The 22,637-nt window shown below is 50.8% G+C and carries 18 protein-coding genes and 1 other annotated feature (1 of these 19 cut by a window edge); of the genes, 3 read left to right on the plus strand and 15 right to left on the minus strand.

The annotated features are described in order from the left end of the window. Positions 1-56, minus strand: a sequence feature (ribosomal protein L21 leader region) (it extends 17 nt beyond the left edge of the window). A gap of 44 nt (positions 57-100) precedes the next feature. Genes G5B42_RS12300 through G5B42_RS09755 form a run of 6 tightly spaced genes read right to left on the minus strand, consistent with a single transcriptional unit; the run spans position 101 to position 5,900 of the window. Next, on the minus strand, positions 101-547 hold the full coding sequence (locus G5B42_RS12300; protein ID WP_331274103.1) for a TRAM domain-containing protein: 447 nt from the start codon (positions 545-547) through the stop codon (positions 101-103). Positions 548-569: 22 nt separating this feature from the next. After that, positions 570-1,769 (minus strand): Rne/Rng family ribonuclease, encoded by a 1,200-nt coding sequence (locus G5B42_RS09735; RefSeq protein WP_331274104.1) that lies wholly within the window; start codon positions 1,767-1,769, stop codon positions 570-572. Between the two features lie 11 nt (positions 1,770-1,780). Next, positions 1,781-2,461, minus strand: a complete 681-nt coding sequence (locus G5B42_RS09740; protein ID WP_181340284.1) for a TIGR03936 family radical SAM-associated protein — start codon at positions 2,459-2,461, stop codon at positions 1,781-1,783. Further along, entirely contained in the window at positions 2,454-4,328 is a 1,875-nt protein-coding gene (locus G5B42_RS09745; protein ID WP_331274106.1) for a TIGR03960 family B12-binding radical SAM protein, read from the minus strand. Before G5B42_RS09745 ends, G5B42_RS09740 begins: the two co-directional genes overlap by 8 nt. Beyond that, on the minus strand, positions 4,294-5,181 hold the full coding sequence (locus tag G5B42_RS09750; RefSeq protein ID WP_181340285.1) for a site-2 protease family protein: 888 nt from the start codon (positions 5,179-5,181) through the stop codon (positions 4,294-4,296). The genes G5B42_RS09745 and G5B42_RS09750 overlap by 35 nt, the downstream gene beginning before the upstream one ends. After that, positions 5,181-5,900 carry a M23 family metallopeptidase gene (locus G5B42_RS09755; protein ID WP_181340286.1) on the minus strand — a complete coding sequence of 240 codons (720 nt, stop codon included), beginning with the start codon at positions 5,898-5,900 and terminating at the stop codon, positions 5,181-5,183. The genes G5B42_RS09750 and G5B42_RS09755 overlap by 1 nt, the downstream gene beginning before the upstream one ends. 161 nt (positions 5,901-6,061) lie before the next feature. Here G5B42_RS09755 and G5B42_RS09760 point away from each other — a divergent pair, with 161 nt between their 5' ends. Beyond that, entirely contained in the window at positions 6,062-9,211 is a 3,150-nt protein-coding gene (locus tag G5B42_RS09760) for a hypothetical protein (protein ID WP_231133446.1), read from the plus strand. Positions 9,212-9,215: 4 nt separating this feature from the next. Here the strand turns inward: G5B42_RS09760 and G5B42_RS09765 are convergent, their stop codons facing one another. Continuing rightward, positions 9,216-9,428, minus strand: a complete 213-nt coding sequence (locus G5B42_RS09765) for a ferredoxin (RefSeq protein WP_407926910.1) — start codon at positions 9,426-9,428, stop codon at positions 9,216-9,218. A gap of 36 nt (positions 9,429-9,464) precedes the next feature. Between G5B42_RS09765 and G5B42_RS09770 the strand changes: the two genes are divergently transcribed. Further along, entirely contained in the window at positions 9,465-9,908 is a 444-nt protein-coding gene (locus tag G5B42_RS09770) for a response regulator (protein ID WP_181340288.1), read from the plus strand. 39 nt (positions 9,909-9,947) lie between these two features. On the opposite strand, the gene ytfJ is transcribed toward G5B42_RS09770, so the two are convergent. The 3 genes from ytfJ to G5B42_RS09785 form a co-directional block, all read right to left on the minus strand. Next, positions 9,948-10,379, minus strand: coding sequence for a GerW family sporulation protein (gene ytfJ / locus G5B42_RS09775; RefSeq protein ID WP_181340289.1), 432 nt, complete (start codon positions 10,377-10,379; stop codon positions 9,948-9,950). Beyond that, positions 10,360-10,935, minus strand: coding sequence for a DUF2953 domain-containing protein (locus G5B42_RS09780; protein WP_231133448.1), 576 nt, complete (start codon positions 10,933-10,935; stop codon positions 10,360-10,362). Before G5B42_RS09780 ends, ytfJ begins: the two co-directional genes overlap by 20 nt. Before the next feature lie 184 nt (positions 10,936-11,119). Next, positions 11,120-13,807, minus strand: a complete 2,688-nt coding sequence (locus G5B42_RS09785) for a cation-translocating P-type ATPase (RefSeq protein WP_269206207.1) — start codon at positions 13,805-13,807, stop codon at positions 11,120-11,122. Positions 13,808-13,952: 145 nt separating this feature from the next. Between G5B42_RS09785 and G5B42_RS09790 the strand changes: the two genes are divergently transcribed. After that, positions 13,953-15,737 carry an Rqc2 family fibronectin-binding protein gene (locus tag G5B42_RS09790; RefSeq protein WP_181340292.1) on the plus strand — a complete coding sequence of 595 codons (1,785 nt, stop codon included), beginning with the start codon at positions 13,953-13,955 and terminating at the stop codon, positions 15,735-15,737. 104 nt (positions 15,738-15,841) lie between these two features. Here the strand turns inward: G5B42_RS09790 and G5B42_RS09795 are convergent, their stop codons facing one another. The 5 genes from G5B42_RS09795 to G5B42_RS09815 all read right to left on the minus strand — a co-directional run bounded on the left by G5B42_RS09795 (position 15,842) and on the right by G5B42_RS09815 (position 22,634). Then, complete coding sequence (locus G5B42_RS09795) at positions 15,842-18,103, minus strand: family 16 glycosylhydrolase (protein WP_231133452.1); 2,262 nt, start codon at positions 18,101-18,103, stop codon at positions 15,842-15,844. A 13-nt stretch (positions 18,104-18,116) separates the two neighbouring features. Then, the gene (locus tag G5B42_RS11970; RefSeq protein WP_231133454.1) at positions 18,117-18,311 is read right to left on the minus strand and encodes a hypothetical protein; all 195 of its coding nucleotides are present in this window, start codon (positions 18,309-18,311) and stop codon (positions 18,117-18,119) included. A gap of 310 nt (positions 18,312-18,621) precedes the next feature. Then, entirely contained in the window at positions 18,622-20,604 is a 1,983-nt protein-coding gene (locus G5B42_RS09800) for a family 16 glycosylhydrolase (protein WP_181340293.1), read from the minus strand. Between the two features lie 77 nt (positions 20,605-20,681). Next, positions 20,682-20,912: a hypothetical protein gene (locus tag G5B42_RS09810; RefSeq protein WP_181340294.1), complete on the minus strand. Its 231-nt coding sequence runs from the start codon at positions 20,910-20,912 to the stop codon at positions 20,682-20,684. Between the two features lie 654 nt (positions 20,913-21,566). Then, positions 21,567-22,634 carry a TRAP transporter substrate-binding protein gene (locus G5B42_RS09815; RefSeq protein WP_181340295.1) on the minus strand — a complete coding sequence of 356 codons (1,068 nt, stop codon included), beginning with the start codon at positions 22,632-22,634 and terminating at the stop codon, positions 21,567-21,569. Positions 22,635-22,637: the final 3 nt, after the last annotated feature.

Here is a 22,637-nt window from a genome sequence, read left to right on the forward strand (position 1 = left end):
CCAGTTTTTGGCACCATTAGGTTTTCAAAGCCAAAACTGTGCGGTTGAAACAGGTTTTAAAAACCCACAACTAGTATAATACCATCAGCAGGCCTTTCTGTCAATCTTCGATCACTGCTTTGGCGTAGGTTTTGAATAACTTTTGAATTTTTACCTTAAGCCGTTGTCCGGCAAAGTGCCCGCCATTTTCAATATCAATGATATAACCGTCCAGACGGGCAATCCCATCCGCCGGGTTGTTGGCGTGCGGCTCGATCACTTCTACTTCCAGCCGGTCCCCCTCTTTAACCGGAAGCGCCACGGATTGAATATATTCCCGTTCGCCGGCCGCGAGGATCCGGGCTTCCGCCGGCGGAATCTCGTCTTTGCCCCGGATAAAAACCGTCTTCTTCACCATCTTTTCCAGGGCGCTTAACCGGTTACCACCGGGACCGATCAGGAGCGCGGCCAGATCAGTGTTCACCCCGACCAACAAGGCTTCGTCTTTAGGATAATCGGCGCTCAACTCGATGATCCGCCGTTCGGCGCGGGCAGCTTGGGTATCCAATGAATATTTGTAACCGGTCCCCTCACAACAGGAACAAGGTTGCTGTAATTGTTCCCTCAGACTGGGCCGGGTTTTTTTTTCTGGTCATCTCCAAAAGGCCGAGGGAAGTAAAACCTAGAATGTTCGTTTTCACTTTGTCCTTCTGTAGTTCGTGGGCGAGGCAATCCAGGACTTGCTTTCGGTTTTCCTCATCAGCCATGTCGATAAAATCGATGATTATGATACCCCCAATATTCCGCAAACGAATCTGGCGGGCAATCTCCTTGGCCGCCGCCAGATTGGTATGCAAAACCGTATCTTCCAAACAGGTAGATCCGGTATATTTGCCGGTGTTAACATCGACCACCGTCAGGGCTTCAGTCTGATCAAAAACAAGGTAGGCCCCGGATTCTAGCCATATTTTCCGGCGAAGGGCCTCTTCAATCTGTTGTTCAATGCCATAGAGGGCAAAAAGGGAATGACCGGTAAACAGATGGACCTTGTCCCGGAGATGGGGCCCTAAAAAAGCCAGTAAATCCAGGGCCTTTTCGTAAGTGGGCAGATCATCGATGACGAGCCGGTCCACCTCGGTGGTGAAAAGATCCCGCAAAATCCGGTAGAGCAGATCATGATCGTGGAAGAGTAAGGCTGGCGTTGGTCCCTTCTTCGCTCGCTTGAGAATCTTTTGCCACAGATTAAAGAGGAAGTTCCGGTCGGCTTCCAACTCCTCTTCCGTAAGGCCCTCGGCGGCGGTCCTTACAATCAACCCCATCCCCGGTGGTTTTAATTGCATGGCGACCTTTTTCAGCCGTTCCCGTTCTTTTTCATCTTCGATCCGCCGGGAGATCCCGATGTAATCCACGTTTGGCATCAGCACCAAATACCGGCCGGGAATGGTTAGATTCGTTACCACCCGCGCTCCTTTATTGCCCATGGGTTCTTTGACCAATTGGACGATAATCTCCTGGCCTTCATGGAGCAAGTCACTGATCGAAACCGGACCTTGGTCGCCGTTCTCCGGACGGAGATCATCAATAAACAGAAAGGCATTCTTTTCCATGCCAATGTCAATAAAGGCGGCTTGCATCCCCGGCAATACGTTTTCCACTTTTCCCCGGTAGATGTTGCCAATGTGTCGTTGGGTGGAATGACTTTCCTTGGAGAGCTCGACTAACTTTCCATCTTCCAGCACAGCCATCCAGGTTTCACTGGGGCTCACATTGATTAAAAACTCTTTCGACATCCAAACACTTCCTAAAAAACCTTCCGGTGCCTCTCTCCAGCTTTAAAACTAACCGCTGTTCGTTTCCGCTGCTCAATCTGAAAAGCGGCATCCAACAAGGAATCAAAATCGTCAGGGCGGATCGTGCCCTGGGGGCCAAAGGCCACTTCAAAATCGAAAAGGATCAACCCGTCATCCTGAATTTTAAGTTCATAACCTTTCCAAAGCGGGCGGAGATTAACCACTTTCTGCCCCTGCTTTGTCATTTTCGTGACCATCAATTCAGGACGCGACCACAAGGAGGCAAACCACGCTTTGACCTCATCATCGGTGAGAGGGGTTCTCCGCCGTAACAAAAACTGGTAAGAAATACTGGTGGTTGCCGCCATTAAGGACGGTGCCTTCGGCGCCAGTTTCTCAACGGTTTCCACTTCCATCCCGGGCGGAAGCTGTTCTCGCAAAGCCTTTTTCACTTCTTCTTCAGGTAAATCACAGGTTAACTCCAGATCAAAATACTCGGCTTCACTTTCCACCCCCAAAGGAAGTGGTGGACCGAAGGATAGGATTGGTTTGGGGTTAAAACCAGCAGAATAGGCGAGTGGCAAGCCGGTCCGGCGTAGAGTCCTGGTCAACATACGCAGGACATCAAGGTGAGAAGTAAAGCGGGCCAGACCCTTCTTACTATATTTTATTCGATATGTAATTTTATTCACCTCCTGCCAGTCGCGGGCCGGCACCCATGTGGGAACAAACCCCACAAATTGTACAACCCTTTCGGGTGCGGCAATCAAGAGTGATTTTTTCTTCCTCCGCCCGTTGGTCTTCGCGGCGGAGATAGTCCTTCTCCAATCCGGCATTTAGATGGTCCCAGGGCAAGATTTCCTGGTAAGATCGGGCCCGGAGATAATCCTCGGTTCGCAACCCGGTGGCGGATAGGGCTTGCTGCCATAGATCCCAGCGGAACCGGTCGGGCCAGGAATCAAAGGTACAACCAAGTTCCCAGGCTTTGGCCAGCGCTTTGCCCAACCGGCGGTCGCCGCGGGATAAAACCCCTTCCATCACACTTAACGTCGGATCGTGCCACGAAAACTGCAAGCCCCGTCCAACCAGGCGCTCTTGTAAAAAGCTTTGACGGCGTTTGGTTTCCGCCAGGGAGAGCTGTGGACGCCATTGAAACGGGGTATGGGGTTTGGGCACAAAGGTTGAGGCGCTCACCGTCACCTGCACCCGGCCGGCTTTCGGGCCGTGCAACCGGCGCCCAACTGACAGAATCGCCCGGGCCAGATCCACAATCCCCTGCAGATCCTCATCGGTCTCGGTGGGCAGACCGATCATAAAATAGAGTTTCAACCGCTGCCAGCCCGCGGTAAAAGCGGCTTCCGTTGTCCGCATGATCTGTTCATCGGTAAGATTTTTATTGATCACCCGGCGTAAGCGTTCGGTTCCCGCTTCCGGTGCGAAGGTGAGGCCGCCTTTGCGCTCTCCTTGAAAATGGGCCGCCAGTTCCGGCGAGAAGGAATCAATTCGTAAAGAAGGTAATGATAACCTGACATTCTGGGCCGCAAAACAATCGGCGAGCGTCGCCAGTACTTCCTCGATCTTCGTATAGTCGGCGCTGCTTAAAGAGGTCAGCGAGATCTCATCATAACCGGTCTGTGGAATTATCTTCTTTAAATAGTCGGTCAGGACCGCCGGCGAGCGTTCGCGAACCGGTCGGTAGACCATTCCCGCCTGGCAAAACCGGCACCCGCGGGTACAACCGCGGAAGAGTTCAACCATTGCCCGGTCGTGAACCGGTTCCACCCACGGAACCAACTCCTTTTGGGGAAGGTAGGCCCGGTCAAAATCGCGCACAACTCTTTTCCGGACAACCGGTGGAGCCGGAGAAAGAGGGTTGATGGCGGCAATTTTCCCCTCATCCGTATACTCAACGGTATAATACTCGGGGATATACACCCCGGGGACTTTTAAAAGCTCTTGCTTAATGTCCTGTTTTGACCAGCCCTTTTCTTTACCGAGGGCAATTTTCTCCAGGATCTCGAGAATGGCCTCTTCGCCCTCACCCAATAAAAAAAGATCGAAAAAATCGGCCAATGGTTCCGGGTTATAACTACCGGGTCCACCGCCGATGATCAGCGGATCTCCTTCCCCCCGTTCTTCTCTTCTTAATGGTATTCCCGCCAGATTCAGCATATTCAAGATATTCGTGTAACTTAACTCATATTGCAGGGTAAAGCCGACCAGATCAAACTCCGCCAGACTGCGCCGACTTTCCAAAGTAAAAAGGGGTAACTCCGCTTTCCGCAATTCCTGTTCCATATCGGTGGCCGGAGCGTAAACCCGCTCGGCAAGATAGTCAGCTTGTTCGTTGATCAGGTGGTAAAGGAGGCGCAAACCCAAATGGGAAAAGCCAATCTCGTAAATGTCGGGAAAGGCCAGGGCAACGCGGACTTTCACCTGCTCCCAGGGCTTTACCACGGCGTTTAGTTCTCCACCGATATAACGCGCCGGTTTTTCCACCCTTTCCAGTATGCGGTCGTATTCTTTAATCTTTATTCCCTCCTGCTGGTCGTGGTTGATCGTTGTTTAACACCCCGATCTCTTCAATCTTTAGGTTAAACATATTGTCCTCGTTTATCATGCGTATTAGTTCTTCTTCCGTGACTTCACCTAAAATTTTACCATGTTTGTCAACCAAAAAGAAGAGATGATAATCCTTGCCGGTTAAAAAGGGAAGGATTTCACCGACTTTACGCTTGGCGTCGACGACCCATACTTTGGTGGAAAAAAGCCCATTTGCGCGCAACAAGGATGTTCTTCTTGTTTGTTGGGCCAGGTAGGAATAGAAATGATTGTTCTCCCTATCCGCAATGAGGAGAAAAAAGAGGACCAAAGGAAGCTGGAAAGGAACCATTTTTTTCAGGCTTAACCAGACCAGGGGGGGACCCGCCAGACAAACAACCGCCTTTGTCCAGTTGTTCGTATAAGTGGTTGCTTTTTTGTATCCCAGTTTACGGACCAGAACCGAACGGAGGATTCTTCCCCCGTCCAGCGGAAAAAGGGGCAAAAGATTGAAAAGACCCAAACCCAGGTTGATCCGGGCCAAATCTCCGGTCAGCGCCGGCAAATGGAGAATAGGGGCGAAAGTTCTGCAGAAGAAAGCCAGAAGGATACTTTGCACTGGTCCGGCCACCGCAGTGATCGCTTCCGCCACCGGATCATTAAATAAAGAGGCTTCCATTCGGGCGACCCCGCCGAAAGGAAACAATTCAACGCACAAAGTCCGGTAACCAAAACTAAAAGCCGTAACCAAGTGGGCGGTTTCATGCAATAAAACCGAGAAGAAGGCCAGAACCACGGTGGAGATTTCACCGGTTAAACCGGCCAGAAAAAAAAGGGGGTACAAAAAGGGATTTAGTTTAATCTTGAACATCAGCGCCATAAACCCTGTTCTTCAATGAATAACCGGGGGTCTACGGGCAAGCCGTCATTGGTGACCTCCCAAAAAAATTCCCGGCCGGTGCTGGCAATCTCCTGCCCCGGATTGACCCATTCTCCGGTTTTGACGTAAACCTGTGGGCAGGGATAATAGAGACTATGCCAGCCTTCACCATGGTCCAAATCCAATTTCCATCCGCCTTTCTCCAGCGCGATCACCCGAACGACCCCCGACGCGGAAGCGTAAACCACCGAGTTGGGGGCGGGAAGAAAACGAATCCGGTCCGGATAAACCTCCCGGCGTTCAAAATAGAAAAGAGGGGAAGAAAGCTGGATACTTCGTTTGGCGGGAGCCATTACCGGTTGAAACTGAACGGCAAACCAGGAAGAAACCTCGTTTTTCACCTTGTGCCATTGCTCGCGGGCAAAAGCGGTTATTTTTTCTTCGGTACGTTTTGAATCGCCATATTTCAAGACATGGCGAAAACGGTCGATCACACCGCGGCCAACCCCGGGGATATGGCCGATCATCCACAGGAAAAAAATGATAAAAATACAGACCAAAATCTGTTTTAAAAGTACCGTTTCCAAGCGGTCAAAGGGAGAGGTTTGGGCAGAGGTTTGGGGAGTGAACGCTTCGTTTTCCCCTTCGCCCGCGGCTCCCGGTGTCAGTTCCCTTTCAACTTGAAGCGTCCTTTGTTCACACTGTTCCATGGTTCTCTCCTCATTTTTTCCTTATACCAAAGTTATATGGGTTTCTTTTCGATTCTAGAACAAGCCGTTACCCGGAAGATTTAAGATAAACCCTTCTCAGAAAGAGGAAAAGACCGGATAAAATCGAAAATAGTTATGAAGAATGTTATTTTTTTGGCGAGGTGCGACGCGTGGGGATTAAAATCGGAATTCTCAATCCAGATGGTCTTGAGTTGTGTACCCAAAAAGCTTTTGCCGCTCTGCGTGATGCTTTTGCCCAACAAAATATCAAAATCCAACCGTGCTTATATACGGAGCAGTTACCCCAAGCCGATCTATTCATTGGTTCCTACGAAAAAAGCCCAATAATAAGGGATCTGGTCGCCAAAGAAGAAATCCCACTCCCGTTAAACCAGGAAGCAATTATGATCCAAGAATTGACTGTCAATAATCATACCGCCCTTTGGGCTTGCGCGTATGATACCCGCGGCCTCCTTTATGTCCTTTATGAATTGGCCGCCCGCATTAACGCCCAATCGGTTCCCGCGTTGTACCAACCGGTCTGTGAACGTCCGACCTTTAAACACCGGAGCATTCTTCACCTTCTCCCGGCGGCGGACCTGAAAAAGGGGCTCACCTTCTCCCCTGCCTGCTGGCGGTCTTATTTTGAAATGCTGATCAAAAACCGGTTCAACAGCTTCACTTTGGCCTTGGCCTCTCCTTCCCCGGCACCGGTCTTTCCTTATTTCTTCACTATTCCGGAGCATCCGGAGGTAAACCCCCGCCATATCTCCGATGAAGTACGTGCCACAAACATAGAGGCTTTGAAGGCTTTGGGAGAACTCGCCGTGGAAGCCGGTTTGGCTTTTCAAGTTGGGTTCTGGAATTTCTACTCCGGCCATTCTCCCCTTCCCTTCCAAGGACTTGGACTGGACGAGGAGAAAGTCGGCTCCTATTATTACCTCGCCCTTAAACAACTCCTTTTTAATTGCCCGGAAATATCCGGCCTTGAATTTAGATTCCAGTCCGCACCTTTGACGCCCGAATTCTGCCGTCAGACCATTGTACAGGCGGTCCAGGACCACGGAAACAAAATCAGTCTGGCTTTTTACGCCAACCAAATCACGGCCGACACCCTGGAGCTCCTGGTCACCACCGGGATTGACTGCGCTTTGGTGAATGAAGGCTGGGGTTCGAAGTTGGGGTTACCCTATCTCAAAGACCATGGGGAAAACGATCCTTTCCCGGCCGGTGGCGCCGGGCGGATCTCCCGCGTTTACCAAATGCCAATCCCTTCCCAACTACCATGGGGAGATCCCGACTACCTTTACCAGCTCCTCCCGGCCTTAATCGATGCGGACTATGACGGCCTGCAGCTTACGGCGCCGACCACCGCTGGGGAAGAATCAACCCCGTTTGGGGAGAAGCTAGAAACGCCGACGCACTGGGAATATGAACGTTATTGGTACCAGCTCCACCTGTGCGGCCGATTAGCTTATTACCCGCAAACCAACGGCGCCGTACTAATCCGCGATTTCCACCGGCGGTTCGGAGAAAAAGGCAACGATCTGGCCGCTCTCTACCACTTAACCGGAAAAGTACTCCCGTTGTATAACACCTTCCATGCAACAACCGCCTGGGAACCGGCTCTCGACACCGGTGGTCTTCTCCCCTTTTACCTGAGAAGACCAACGGCCGATCCGGCCTTGTTTGCCGACTGCCGTGAGTATGTCCATGCCGTATTGAACCGGACCGAACTTACCAAAGTTGCTCCACCTGCCGTCGCCGCCGAACTCGGCCGGCTTGGAACGGAGATCATCGAAAAAGTCCGCGCGTTACAGGAGGTTTCCCTCAGCACTGAAAACCGGTTTGTCACGGAATGGGAACAGACGCTGCTCTGGGCAGAACTCCTTGGCCGTTTCGCTCTGTACCACAGTGCCAAAACAAAAGCTGCAATTGAACTGGCGTTTTTCTCGGCAACCAAAGACTTCAGCTGCCTGGAAAAAGCCCTGGCTTTCCTGAAAGAAGCCCGCTTCTCCTGGGAAAAGCTTCCCTTTACCGTCCGTCCGCCGGAACAGCGCCTCTTGCTTTTGGAAGACGAAAAAAGAATCGAGACTCTGCTCGCCGAATACCGCACCAGGGGAGTTTTCCTGATCGGCTTTGATTTCGGTGGACTTCCGACTACGGTGCCGTCCCAAGAGATAAACCGGAGCGTTTTCCCAGATTATTACGTGGAGGAAGGTTTTACCTTTGTTGATCCGCGGACGAGCTACGATCCGGAACGCGGTTATGGCTGGCTTAATCCCACCGGATTGCAGGCGACGCCGGCACCCGCCGTGCGGCTGGGCGAACATGATCTTAAGCTCTCGATGGACGCCGAGACCAACCAACCATTTCCCTATGGTGACCTGCTCTGCAACAAACTGGTTTGGTCCCAAACACCCGCCACTTTCCAGGTGGATTTAAGCCCGGGCTCTTATCAAGTCCACCTGACTTTTTACGACCGTTCCCCCCATCCGCGGCGGCACGGACCGATGCAGATTACCATTAATGATCAAGTGATCGCCACGGACTTGGTGATCGCCCCCGGACAAAGGGTCGACCTGCGGGAAACCGTCGAAGTTACCGGGGGGAAAATAACCTTTACTTTCTCCTCCCGGCCAAATTTCAATTGGTTTGTCTCGGCCTTGACCATTCATCCGGTTTCTCCGCTCATCACCCATACTCCAATCACCGCCTGGGAACGCGGGAAACCGCTAGCCATCCGGGCTACGGTGACCGGAGTTAATCCGATTGGACAGGTGATCCTGAATTACCAAACGGAAAACGAACGGGGTTACCATATGGTAATGATGACGCCGGTCACCACCGACCAGTTTGTGGCCACCATCCCCGCGGTCTATTTGGAGCAGGGCGAGTTAATCAATTATTATATTACCGCCATGGACAGTGGAGGGAAAACCGGCTCCCTCGGGAGCTTTGACTATCCTTTGACCGTTAATATCCGTAACACCGGCGACTATACCCCGACAATCTTTCATTTTCCCCCCGGACCGGAGGAAAAAACCCTCAAATGTACGGTACGTCCGGCCCGGGAAGTGGAAAAGGTAATTCTTTATTACAAAAATGCAGATAAAAAAATAAATCAGGTAACGTTGGAGCAGGAAAATGCCGAAGATCAATATGGGATCGCTTTTTCCCGACTTGAACAGTTACCTGATCATGGAACCAGTTATCGTTTCGTGGTTAAATTCAAAAACGGCGAATTTGCCCTTTTCCCAAATCCGCTCATGGCCGTGCCCTATTTTCAGCTTAAAGCCGGGGCCGATTAACTGATTATTCGGTGCTGATGGCACTGGTTGGGCAGTTTTCGGCGGCTTCCTCCGCACAAGATTCTTGATCCTCGGGAACCGGCCCCTCAATAGCATGGGCTTTGCCGTCGTCATCCCAAGAATATATGTCCGGACACATGCTAATACATAAACCGCAGGCGATACAGAGCTCCGGATCAACCTTTGTTTTCAGATGATCACCCCCTTTGTACGACATGGGCGGGCTTTATCCTATAGCTTAGGAGGGATTATTGTGGGTACGATTTCTATGCTTGACCCTAACCAAACAAAAAACCAGGGTGTCCTCATTGTCGACGATCAACGGATCATGCGTTTGGTTTTAAGCTCTATCCTGACCGATACAGGGATTAAAGTCCTGGGACAAGCCAGCAACGGCTTGGAAGCTTTGGAATTATATTCCCAATTGAAACCGATGGTGGTCCTTCTTGATCTGCTAATGCCAGTAATGGATGGGTTTACCACCATGGAGAAACTACTGGCCTATGACCCAAAAGCAAATATTGTGATCTGCTCCTCCATGCAGCATAAATTCTATGTTTCCCGTGCTTTAAAACAAGGAGCGAAAGATTTTTTGGTCAAACCTTTCCGGAAAGAACAAGTGTGTGCGGCGGTTAACAAACTGATGGTGGGGGCGACCCTCATCCACCATTACCCCCGCTATCTAATCTTGGACTGACGCTCGGAAAATGACTGTCCGTCAAAGCAGCGTCTTGCTTTATTGGGTGACGGTCACTTCTTCAACCTTTTTTGTCTTCGGTTTATCCATCATATTCTGGAACTTATCAATAATTTGGGGCGCCACATCAAGCAGCCGATCCACCAAGACATTATTATCCACCGGTAACAGGCGTGTTTGTTCTTTGTTCACCACCAGAAAAGCCACGGGATTTAGGGTAATCCCGGCTCCGCTTCCTCCCCCGAAAGGCAGAACCGCCTGGTCTGTTTCCTGATTCCTTTGGTCCGCTTTTTGTTGCCCAGCAAACTCACTCCCCCCGGCGGCAAACCCGAACGAGACTCTTGAAACAGGAATAATCACACTCCCATCGGGGGTCTCCACCGGATCACCGAGAATGGTGTTGACATCCACCATATCTTTTATGCTCTCCATCGCCGTCTTCATTAATCCCTCAATCGGGTGTCCCTGCATGGTTTTTCCCTCCTCCAAGTTGGCTTAGATAGTTCTTAATTCCGGCAACGATAATATGTCCTAACTTGATCTCAAATATGCAGTCAAGCATGGTTTCCCAGTTTTTCTCCCGAAAGTTGGGTACCACCATGATCCGGGGCGGTTTTTTGAAGCGATATTCGTTGGCCAGAAAACCGACGATCACCCCTTTTGCCCCCCAGCAAAGTCCGGTGGTCGGTCCGAGGACCGCCGGCTCGGCCCCACCAAGTACCGTGCGCCAGACAAACCTGTTAAAACGTCCTTTCCGCTCAAATCTTTCTTCGACGGTAACCCACCGCCGGTACTTCTCCGGAAGAAAAAAATAGAAGAAAGTCCCCCCTAACCCGTATTTTTTTAAAGCCCGGCCGATCTCCAACAAATTCGCCAGGTAAGCGTCGATCCCCATCCTCTTTTCTTGGGTGCGGTTTTCTTCGAAACCAAAACCTTCCGCCGCGGTCAAGATCTTTTGGTTTAGACCGGCGGTTCCTTCCCATACCATACTAGGAATTTCATAACGAAAGATATAAAGTTTGGACAAGCGTAATTCCAAAACGAAGTGATCGTCTTTTCCCCGGCAGTGGTAATGCAGATGGAAAGATACTGGTAAAAAGCCAAACAGGAAGAGGAATAAAAACGGGACAAATGTGGACAAAACATTCCACCTCTTTCATTTCTGGGAATAGTTTGCCACATTTGCCCCGGAAACTATGCCCAAAGCAAAACTAAGCCAACTTATTTTTCACATAACGCCCAACCCAAGACACCGTTTCCGCCGCCACTACTGAACCAATAGCCCCCAAAAAGACGATTCCCCAGGCGCTTGGCGGCAGCGCCACCGTTTGGAACAGTCTTCGTGCCAAGGGGTGAGAGACAACCATAAACTGCATTAACCCGGAGATGGCGACGGCACCGAGAAGATAAAGGTTGGTCCATAAACGCATCTTGACGAGAGGCTGGGTTTCGGAACGACAGGCAAAAACGTAACTCAGTTGGGAAAAGACCAGCGTGCAAAAGGACATTGTCCGTGCGACCGGCATACTGGCTCCGGTTTTCAAGGCAAAACTGAAAACAGCTGTTGTGATCAGACCGATGGTTACCCCCTGGATTAACACTTTATAACCCAATCCCCGGCTGAAGATCCCTTCCTGTGGCGGACGGGGCGGCTCCTGCATCAGCCCGCGCTCCGTCGGTTCGACCCCGAGGGCAATCGCCGGGAGCCCATCGGTGACCAGATTAATCCAGAGGATCTGGATGGGAAGAAGCGGAAAAGGCAGCCGGAGAAGGACCGCGCTGAACATGGTCAGGATCTCCCCAATGTTACAACCCAACAAGTAACGGATGAACTTACGGATATTGCTGTAGATCCCGCGGCCTTCTTCGACGGCCGCAACGATACTGGCGAAATTATCGTCGGTAATCACCATCGCCGAAGCTTCCTTCGTCACATCAGTCCCGCTGATCCCCATCGCCACGCCGATGTCGGCTTCCTTAATCGCCGGGGCATCGTTCACCCCGTCACCGGTCATCGCCACAATCTCCCCTTGCTCTTTCAGAGCCTGGACGATTTTTAATTTATGGTAGGGATTAACCCGGGCAAAGATATCCACTTGGCCAATGATGCGCCGTAGCTCCGCCGGAGACAGACGATCCAACTCTGTACCAGTCAGGACCAAACCGTCCCGGCGCAGCAACCCCAACTCCTCGCCGACGGCCCGGGCGGTAACAGGAAAATCGCCGGTGATCATGATGGTCCGGATCCCGGCCTGACGACACAGGTTGATCGCGGCTTTGACCCCCGGGCGCACCGGATCTTTGATCCCAACCATCCCTAAAAAGACCAGTCCCCGTTCGTCATCCTCGGATAAAGTAGACTTTTCGGCGGTCCAAGGCCGGTAAGCCAGAGCCAGGATCCGTAAAGAGCGGCGGGCCATTTTTTCCATGGCCTGGAATAATTGCTGTTTATGCCGTTCATCGAGGGCTACTTCCGTTCCCCACCACCGGATCTTGGTCGACCGTTCCAAAAGCAGATCGGCCGCCCCTTTCGTGTAAAGAAAACGGGCCCCGTTCTCCTCCACCAGGACACTCATGCGTTTCCGCTCCGAAGTAAACTCCAGTTCCGCCAGGCGTTTGACCCGTTCCCGGTTAAGTCCCGCTTTTAAACCCAAGGCCAGGAGCGCCCCTTCCGTCGGATCACCAGTCAAGCGCCATTGTTTTGTCTTGGGTATTAATTCCAAGTCCGCATTGTTACAATACAAACCCGCGGCCAAAAGCATCCGCAAACCAGATGGGTCGGGAAAAGCAGAGGAATCTTCTAATGGTCGGATTTCTTGGCCCTGCCATTTAAAGTGACCACTGGGGGCAAACCCGTCCCCCGTCACCTCAATCTCTTTCCCCCCAAGATAACAGGTGGTCACCATCATTTGGTTCTGCGTTAAAGTTCCGGTTTTATCCGAGCAGATCACGGTGGCGCAACCCAAAGTTTCAACTGCGGGGAGACGCCGGATAATCACCGATCGTTTGATCATCCTCTGGACCCCCAAAGCCAGGGCGATAGTAACGATGGCCGGTAAACCTTCGGGTATCGCGGCCACGGCCAAACTAACGGCGGAGAGAAACATGAGCCGGAAGTCTTCACCGCGGGCGATCCCGATGACGCCGACCAACACACAAATAACAATGCAAACCAGCACCAGAATCTTGCCTAAATGCTCTAAACGTTTCTGGAGCGGGGTTAGTCCGGCTTCGCTTTCGGCCAGCATTCCGGCAATCTTCCCTAACTCCGTGTGCATCCCGGTGGCTACCGCGATTCCCTTGCCCCGTCCCCGCGTCACAGTGGTACCGGCAAAGAGCATATTCTTACGGTCTCCCAACTCCAATTGGGGGGAATCAAGCGGACGATTGGTTTTCGGGACAGGGATCGATTCCCCGGTCAACGGTGATTCATCCACCTCAAGCCCGGTAACCTCCAATAAGCGCAGATCCGCGGGCACCCGGTGACCGGCTTCCACCAGAACCAGATCGCCCCGGACTACTTGGCTGGCCGGAATGGTTTTTCGCGCGCCTTGCCGGATGACGTGGGCTTGTGGTGCGGATAATTCGCGCAAGGCTTCCAAAGAACGTTCCGCCCGGTACTCCTGGACAAAGCCTAAAATTGAATTCAAAAAGACAATGGCCAGGATCGTCAGGGCATCGTGCCATTCGCCGAGGGCAACGGAGATCACAACCGCACCTAAGAGAACCAAAACCATGAAATCGGCAAATTCGGTAAAGAACAACTTCCAAGGGGAAAGGCGGTTTTTTGTCTGTAACCGGTTTTCACCATCCTGCGCCAAACGTCTTTGTGCTTCCGCCACCCGCAGGCCCCGGTTAATGTCGGTTTGGAGCTTCATTGCCAATTCGGCCGGTGTCATTTGCCACCAGTGTCTGGACAAAGGTTTCACCCCGCAGAAGTTTATCTCTCTATTCCTATGCGGGGTAAAAATGGTTTTATGTCCGGAATCTCCTTGCGAACCACCGGTTGGAATGCTATACTGTTGGCGAAATGGAGGAATCAGCATGCCCTTTGACGCTTTTTCGATTGCGCATTTAACCAAAGAATTAAATGAACACTTGAGGAACGGCCGGATCGACAAAATTTATCAACCCGATAAAGAAACGGTGATCATTGAAGTTTTCCATCCTTTTCCCCGGCGTGAACTCCAGCTTTTAATCTCGGCCCACCCTCAGTTTTACCGCGCCCACCTGGTTACAGAGAAGCCGGAGAATCCCCTCCGCCCTCCGGCCTTTTGTATGCTGCTACGCAAATATTTGCAAGGGGGGCGGATTATCCGGCTGGAGCAACCTACATGGGAACGGATTATCCGCCTGCAAATTGAAGTCTACGACCCGGAAGCCGGTTTAACGACGTTTTCGTTGGTCTTTGAAGCGATGGGCCCCAACAGCAATCTTATTTTAGTTAACGGAGAGGGAATCATCGTTGATGCGCTGCGGCGGCTTGCCGAAACAACCCAGCGGGAGCGGGAGATCCTTCCCGGCAAACCTTACTTGCCGCCGGCGACACCCGGGCGTTACCATCCGGCCAACCTCACCCGGGCGGAGTGGGAAAGGATCTTTCAGTTTTCATCCGGCGAACAAGCGATCGGAACGGTCCTGGCGAAAGAGATCTTCGGACTTTCCCGCCCGCTCCTAGAAGAGACTATGCAGCGGGCGGGCGTGACCACGACCATGGCCGTGGCCGAAGCCACCACCGATTTGCTGCGGCGCCTATATGACGAGGTTATCGCCTGGCACCGGCGGATTGCGAAAGAGCCGGTCTGTTTTCTTTATCTTGATCCCTCCGGCTCACCCCTGGACTTCTTCCCATACCAACCTCTTCATCTCCCCGCGGAAAGGTTAGAACCAATCGCGGATGTCAACAGCGCCATCGTCGCCACCCTGCACCGGCGCAACCAGGAGGCAGTCTACCAACAAAAACGGGCCGAGCTTAAAAGCATAATTAAAAAGGCGATCCAAAAAGCCGCCAAAAAACGCGCCCGGCAACAGGCCGAGCTGACCAGTGCGGCCGATGCCGAAACCTACCGGTTGTACGGAGAGTTGATCGCCGCCCATCTACACGAAATTAAACGGGGCCAAACCGAACTGGTCGCCCCGAACTATTACCATCCGCAAGCCGCGGAAGTGACCATTCCCCTCGATCCGGTTTTGAGTCCCGTCGCCAACTCCCAGCTATATTACAAAAAATACAACAAGGCCAAAAAAGGGCTGGAAAAGATCCGCGCCCAACTGGAGCGGACCGAAGTGGAACTGGAATACTATGCTTCACTGGAAAGTGCCCTGGAAAACTCCCTTTCTTTCGCCGATCTGTTAGAAATTGAGGCGGAAATGACCGAAGCCGGTCTTCTTAAAGCTAAAAACCAACCTAAACAACAGACCAACACTCCGGTGAAAAACCGGCCTTCCCTTTTCCGGGCGGCTGACGGTTGGGAGATCCTGGTCGGCCGCAATAACAAACAAAACGACCAACTGACCATGAAAACCGCCGCCCCCCATGACCTTTGGCTGCACACCCAAAAGATCCCCGGCAGCCATGTGATCATCCGCACCCAAGGGAAGCCGGTTCCGCCCGACGTTTTACTGGCCGCTGCCAACCTGGCCGTTTATTACAGTAAAGCCCGCGGGTCCAGCAAAGTCCCAGTTGACTACACCGAAAGACGACACCTGCGCAAACCCACCGGTGCTCCTCCCGGGTTTGTGGTTTATAACCGTTACCAAACCCTGATTATTGAGCCGGATCCCGAAATCTTGGCCCGGTTGGGGGCCATAGACCCTTCCGTCCAATAAAACCGCCGGGCGGAGACCTAGCTCTCCTGGATTCTTCCGACCGTTATTTAAGGTTGATTAAGTCTTTAGGCTCTACTTTCAGCACGGTAAAGCGCATCCCAAACTTACTCCGCCTTCAGATAATAGTCGGTCACATAGAAGTGATCGGCACCCGTTTTGCCCCCAAGCGCAAAGATGGCAATCTGAGTAACGGTTTTCAGATCAAAAGCAAAGTCGGACAGGGGGATCGTAATCTCCTGCCACCCGGTCGCCGCCAGGTCCAAACCGTAGTCGATCAAGCTAAACTCATGCTCGGCACCGGCAAATTTCATTTTAATGTCGGCGAAGGTATTCCCGGCACTGACGGCCAGTTTTAACTCGATAGTGTCATAGGTTGAGAGATCGGCCGGGAAGGCGGCCGGTGGTGCCGCCGGACTATAGACATCCCCCATGAAAGCCATTACCGATCCCCAACCGCCGGAGGCCGTCACTTGCCAGCAGTTCTTGCCCGCAAAAGTAACGTTCTGTTTTATGGTATAGGGTGTGCCCCACGGGTCCAACGCAATATCGCCGTCATGGGCATTATGATTACTGCCATATACCACATCGACGAGGGACGGATTATCGGCAATGAAGTAGTATTCGGGATCCTGGTCCCCAGTCACTTGGATTACCACCGGCGCCTCCGGCGTCCCCTGCGGCCCGCTTACCGGTTGTTTCCAGGCGCGTTCATACGCACAGTCCCATTCTTCAAGGCCGTCGATGCTTCGCGGGTCCCGGTCTTCATATACCCGGATGTAATCGATCTCCAGGCGCTGCGGGAAAGTTGTGGTTTCATCGGGATAACCCGGCCAATTCCCCCCGACCGCCAGGTTGATGATGAAGAAGTGGGGTTCATCAAACACCCAGTCATTGGCCCCGATTTCATACTTGTTCGCCACATGGTACAGTTGGTCATCGACATAAAATTCGATTTCGTCGGTATCCCACTCGATCGCAAAGACGTGGAAATCTTCGTGGAAGTTCCCCGCTTCCAGCGTATACCCGGAGCCGACCCCCGGTCCGGCCGAGATCGGCCCGTGCACGGTCCCGTAGACGGTGTCCGGTTGGTGTCCCAGATATTCCATGATATCGATCTCGCCGCAGCTTGGCCAGCCTTTGGTATCAATGTTGCTTCCCAACATCCAGAAAGCCGGCCAGATCCCCCGTCCAATGGGAAGTTTCGCCCGAATTTCCACGCGCCCGTAGGTGATCTCAAACTTGTCTTTGGTAATCATCCTGGTGGAAGTATAGTCAAAAGTACCGTACTGGTCGGTTCTCTTCTCTTTTCTGGCCTCAATGACCAGTTTCCCATCTTCGATAAAGGCATTTTCGCCATCGGTATAATACTGAAGTTCATTGTTCCCCCAGCCGGGAATGCCGTTGTAGTGGCCGTTGCCAATCTCAAAGCGCCAAATCCGGCGGTCAATCTCTTCCCCGTCAAACTCTTCGCTCCAGACCAGCACCCAATCTTCCACCTGATCTTCGTCGGCTTCGGTTAAAGTACCTGGTTGCGGCATACTTGCCTGGTCGGCTTCAGCGATCTTGATCAGCTTGACATTGTCAAAGTAATAGGTATCATTGTTCAACATCCAGATTTCGATGCGGGTATATTCATTCGTCGGGGAATGCATGGTAAATTCCTTGCTATAGGTCTGCATGGTCGTCGTTAAGGCGAAACGCCCTTCGTTTTCACTCAGATATTTGCGCCAGCCGACATCGGCGCCCCCGCCAATCGCAAAACATATCGTGCTACCCTCCTTCTCGCTTCTGGCGTCAAAGGTCACCCGGTAGGTGGCGCCTTTTTCAATGACCACCGGGGCGTTTAAAAGCTGGACATTATAGGAGCCCGCACCGGTCGCGATCACCGCTTTCCCCTCGCCGTTTTCGATGTAAACTTCACCGGTTGCGGTCTTCGCATTCAACGCCAGTTGCCAGGTGCCGTTCGTGTCCAGCACCCCGGCGCCGGCATTGGTAAACGGGATGAAATCTTTACTAAAATCGCCGTTTAGGATCAGATTCTCCGGCACCAAAACAACCGGCAGCGTCGTGTTCCCGGTCAACGCGATTTTATTGGTCCAAGTTGCAAAGCCAAAATCGGCAACCTGTACCGTATAATCGCCTGCTCCCAATTTAAACTGAACGATACTGCCGTGGCTTTGGGCAACCACCCTGTCCCCTTCAATTACAGTTACCTCGGCGGTGATGGGATTGCCCTCCGTCTCTTCGGTCACCTCGACAATTAACTGGTAGGTTTCGGCCGCTAGTACCTTTCCGGCCACCATTAAACCGATCATGAAAACAACAACCATCAAAGAAAGGAAAACCCGTTTCTTCGGATTATACATGGATAGACCTCCTTTAAACACTATTTTCCTCCCCTTTAATCTGGGTTAACTTTAACGTACGCCGAAACAGCCACCCCCTTGCTTGTCCCTTCTTTTTCCCTGAAAGCCAAAGTGAGTGCTTGCCGAAAACGGTTTCGAATGGCGATAAAGTAATTGGGAAATATTTAATGCCAGGCCGCGCTTCTTCCATAATACCATTTTTCGGCATCCAGGAGGCATTTCCTTGTCCCCTTCCTGTTTTACATGGATTTTTCCCGTGCGGTCCGTCGGCAAATAATGAAACGGGGCCAACCAGACAGGTCGCCCCGGACGAATTATTGCTGCAAGCAACCTAAGACAAGATTTGGCATGAGCTTTGGCGGTACGCCCGGAAAATTTTCGGCTGCATGGAAGGATTCGTTCCCAGAAAAGGACGGTGTCCGCCCGGCGGGGCGGACACCGTCCTTTCTTTGGATCCCGTCCTTTACAGTCCAGGTTAAGCTGGTACTTTAATTGCAAAAACGCACGGACCGATCTTACTAGATCTTGAGGAGATAATAGTCGGTTACATAATACTTATCGACACCTACTTGTCCAAAGGTAGAGAACAGCCCGATTTGGGTAACTTCACTTAAGTCATATTCACCGGTTGTAGATTCAAAGGCCGACAGAGGAATCGAAATAGACTGCCATTCGCCCTGGACAGCCGGATCAAAGCCGTAATCCTTTAGGCTAATTTCAGGCTCAAGATGTCCTTTCCCTTGAGGCAGGGCCAATTTAATTTTTATATCGTTAAATGTACTTCCTTCACTGACGGCCACTTCCAACTTGATGTAGTCATAGGTTGAAAGGTCTGCCGGAAAATCGGCCGGTGGCGCACCTGTACTATAAACATCACCCATCAAAGCCAGTGCTGATCCCATCACCTCTGGACTCCAGCCCCCTGCTGCGGTAACTTCCCAGCAATTTTTTCCGGCATAAAATGCGTCGATTTTATAAGGAGCCCATGTTCCCCACGTGTCCAAAGTAATATCCCCATCTTTTGAGTTAGGATCCCAACCGTATATGACATCAATAAGTGTTGGATCGTCGGCCATAAAGTAGTATTCCGGATCTTTGTCGCCGGTTACGCGATCCACTTCCGGTTCAGTTTTCCACCATCTTTCATAATCGCAGTCCCACTCCTCGAGGCCATCGATACTGTCCGGATTTACGTCTTCATATACCCTGATGTAATCAATCTCCATTCTCTGCGGGAAAACTGTGGTTTCATCCGGATAACCCGGCCAGTTGCCGCCAACCGCCAGGTTGATGATGAAGAAATGGGGATGATCAAATACCCAGTCGCTTAAACCAATTTCGTACTTGTTTACCACGTGGTAAAGCTGGTCATCAACATAGAATTCGATCTCATCGGGATCCCATTCCATCGCAAAGACGTGGAATTCCTCGTGGAAATTCCCAGTTTCCAGCCTATACCCGGAGCTGACTCCCATTTCTCGCGATACCGGCCCATGCACGGTTCCATACACGGTGTCCGGTTGATGCCCCAGATATTCCATAATATCAATTTCGCCGCACTTTGGCCAGCCTACGGTACCGATGTCGTTACCCAGCATCCAGAAGGCAGGCCAGATCCCTTTTCCGATCGGAAGCCGCGCGCGAATTTCAACACGGCCATATTTGATCTCGAATTTACCTTCCGTCGTCATTCTGGTGGAGGTATATTGATAAGTACCATACTGATCGGTTCTTACTTCTTCTCTTGCTTCAATAACCAGTTTGCCATCTTCAATGGATACATTTTCGCCATCGGTATAATACTGAAGCTCGTTGTTACCCCAACCGGGAATCCCTTTGTCGTGTCCGTTCCCGACTTCAAAGTTCCAGATGCTGCGTTCAATCTCGGGACCGTCAAACTCGTCGCTCCACACTAACTGCCAGTCTTCAACTTTATCTTCGTCAGCTTCGGTTAAAGTACCCGGTTGTGGCAAGCTAGCAAAGTCGGTTTCGGCGATCTTGATCAGCTTGACATTGTCAAAATAATAAGTATCGTTGTTTATGAGCCAAATTTCAACACGGGCGTTGTCATTGCTATCAACTTCCACGATAAAATCTTCAGTGTAATTCTTCATCTCCGTAGTTAAATTAAAGCTCGCATTGAAATATTTACGCCAACCAACGTCCTCGCCGCCGCCAACGATAAACGCAATTTGGCTTCCCGCTGTTTCGCTTCTGGCGTCAAAGGAAACCCGGTAAGTTGCACCTTTCTCAACGGCGACCGGCGCGTACAAAAGCTGCACATTCCATCCTTCACCGCCCGCACCGGCCGTGACTGCAACGACCCCGATGCCATTTTCAGCATAAGCATTGCCGGCTGCCTCTGCTACATTCAAGGCCAATTGCCAGGTCCCGTTTGTATCCCATACGCTTGCCCCGTCAGTTGTCGAAGACAAGAAATTTTTGCTGAAATCCCCATTTGCAACCTGGTTTTTGGGTTGTAAAACAACAGACAGCGTCATGTTCTTGCTGATTGATACTTTTTGCGACCAGGTTTCAAAACCGGGATCATTAACCTTTACGGTATATGTCCCCTTTTTTAATTAAACTGGGCTGCATTGCCAGTTTTTTGGGCGACTTTTGCGCCTTTTTCGGATAAAACTATGATATCGCCATAGATGGGATTGCCTTCCGTTGCCTCCGTCACATTGACTGTTAATTGATATGTAGCAGTTTTTTTGCCATTTCCACTTTTAAAACAACCCGATAAAACGACGATGAAGGTAATAAGCAACAAAGTAAATAAAACTAGTTTCTTACGTTTAAACATAACAGAACCTCCTTTTCCTCTTAAAAACTCGAGTTCCTCCGTATTGCACGTTATTGAATGCTATTACCCATTGTTGAACTTAGCCACCCCCTTCTTTGTCCAACAATTAAAAGTAAGCAATTCAGATATCGAAAACGGTTTCGGTTTTCGGCGAAAAGAACCGAAATAATTGCGTTTAATCCCGGTCTACATTTGATGGTTGTCCTTTTTTATGCCGATAGCTCACCTTTCGCGAAATGGACAACAATTCAAACCAAATAAACTATTATCTATTTCATATATATAAACTAGAGATATCGATTAGAATCTCAATTATAATATTTTAATTACGAAATCGGTTTCGGTCTTTGGTATAATAAATTTAAAAATAAAAACCCAAGCTTCCTTTCTTATATCTATCAGCAGGCGCCAAGATTATCCTCCCTATGACGATTTAAAAATCGAAAACGGTTTCGGTTTTCCTGTTAAAAAATCGGTAAAATATTTGATACCAATTTGTTCTTTTTACGAAAGTAGCATTCGACATTAATATGATATTTCCTTTTTCTTAAAGCAAAAATTTTTGGGCCGACACTTTTTATGGACCCTCCAAGAACACAAAAAACCCTTTCCATTTGGAAAGGGCTTTTATCCGCTGGGTACATTTTTATGTCACTATTCTTTCTCCTTTTCCCGGCTTTGCCTGATCCTTTCGAGCTCCGCTTCTAATTGCGTTTGGTATTCCAAATAAGTAGCTTTCACTTCCGGCCAGATCTCTTTCAAACCGTAGGCATTAAAAGTTTCTTCCTGGAAAGCAACCAACTTTTGGTAGTTGGTTTTTTTCTCCGGGAGGGTTAGTTCGGTAATTCTTACCCCGTATTTCTCCGTTAATTCCCGGGCGGTTTCCCGGTTCTGCCAAATCAGTTCATCACTACCATAGGCAACGGCTTCCCGGGCACACTCCCGGACGATTTCCCGGTAAGCCATGGGGATCCTTTGCCAGGCTCTCTTACTTAACATGAGGATTTGGACAGGAAAGTAATGCTCGCTTTGGAGGATAAAACGGGCGGTATCATAAACCCGCATCTTTTTGTAGTCAATGAAATTGGTTTCGACCGCATCCACCATCCCCACCTGCAAACCGATTTTAAATTCGGAATAAGCCAGGGTCACCGGGGTAATGCCCATAATCTCCCAGGTTCGGCGGTGCGTTGGCAGAAGCAACGTACGAAAACGGAGCCCGCGACTCTGGGACAAACTGGTTAAGGCTCGGTTACTGACGATATTGACGGGTCCGTCGGTGATATACCCTAAAACATAATCGCCCCGCTTTTCCAGGGCTCTTCCCTTCAAAACCTCTCCCAAAGTCCCCGCCATAACTGTTTTCAAATGGTCGGTGGAGAAAAAGAGAAAAGGCAGTTCCAGCACGGTAAATTCCGGTACATACTCGGCATATTTAAAGGCGGAAACAGTAATGATGTCGACCGTTCCCCGTTGCAGTCCTTTGACCAGTTCCTGGTCACTGCCTAAAACACCATCCAAGCAAATTACGACATTGATATAACCTTTGGTCCGTTCTTGAACCAGTCTTTGAAATTCGGTTAACACCACCGCCCCTACTTCACCGGCGGCGTTGGCAGTGGCGGCCGTCAGTTGCAAACTGTAATTTTCCGTGCGCCCGGGTACGGCTAATACCACAAACAACATGAGGAGCAATAGGAAACCAGTTATTTTTCGGCGCATCGT

The organism is Capillibacterium thermochitinicola, assembly GCF_013664685.1.
GTDB lineage: Bacteria > Bacillota > UBA4882 > UBA10575 > UBA10575 > Capillibacterium > Capillibacterium thermochitinicola.

Excerpts from the sequence above, each read along its gene's own strand:
- G5B42_RS11970 (WP_231133454.1), bottom strand. The coding sequence starts at position 18,311 with ATGCCGAAAAATGGTATTATGGAAGAAGCGCGGCCTGGCATTAAATAT.
- G5B42_RS09790 (WP_181340292.1), top strand. The coding sequence starts at position 13,953 with ATGCCCTTTGACGCTTTTTCGATTGCGCATTTAACCAAAGAATTAAAT.
- G5B42_RS09800 (WP_181340293.1), bottom strand. The coding sequence starts at position 20,604 with ATGACGCTGTCTGTTGTTTTACAACCCAAAAACCAGGTTGCAAATGGG.
- G5B42_RS09750 (WP_181340285.1), bottom strand. The coding sequence starts at position 5,181 with ATGTTCAAGATTAAACTAAATCCCTTTTTGTACCCCCTTTTTTTTCTG.
- G5B42_RS09795 (WP_231133452.1), bottom strand. The coding sequence starts at position 18,103 with ATGTATAATCCGAAGAAACGGGTTTTCCTTTCTTTGATGGTTGTTGTT.
- G5B42_RS09755 (WP_181340286.1), bottom strand. The coding sequence starts at position 5,900 with ATGGAACAGTGTGAACAAAGGACGCTTCAAGTTGAAAGGGAACTGACA.
- G5B42_RS09810 (WP_181340294.1), bottom strand. The coding sequence starts at position 20,912 with ATGTTTAAACGTAAGAAACTAGTTTTATTTACTTTGTTGCTTATTACC.
- G5B42_RS09735 (WP_331274104.1), bottom strand. The coding sequence starts at position 1,769 with ATGTCGAAAGAGTTTTTAATCAATGTGAGCCCCAGTGAAACCTGGATG.
- G5B42_RS09815 (WP_181340295.1), bottom strand. The coding sequence starts at position 22,634 with ATGCGCCGAAAAATAACTGGTTTCCTATTGCTCCTCATGTTGTTTGTG.
- ytfJ (WP_181340289.1), bottom strand. The coding sequence starts at position 10,379 with ATGCAGGGACACCCGATTGAGGGATTAATGAAGACGGCGATGGAGAGC.
- G5B42_RS09765 (WP_407926910.1), bottom strand. The coding sequence starts at position 9,428 with ATGTCGTACAAAGGGGGTGATCATCTGAAAACAAAGGTTGATCCGGAG.
- G5B42_RS09785 (WP_269206207.1), bottom strand. The coding sequence starts at position 13,807 with ATGACACCGGCCGAATTGGCAATGAAGCTCCAAACCGACATTAACCGG.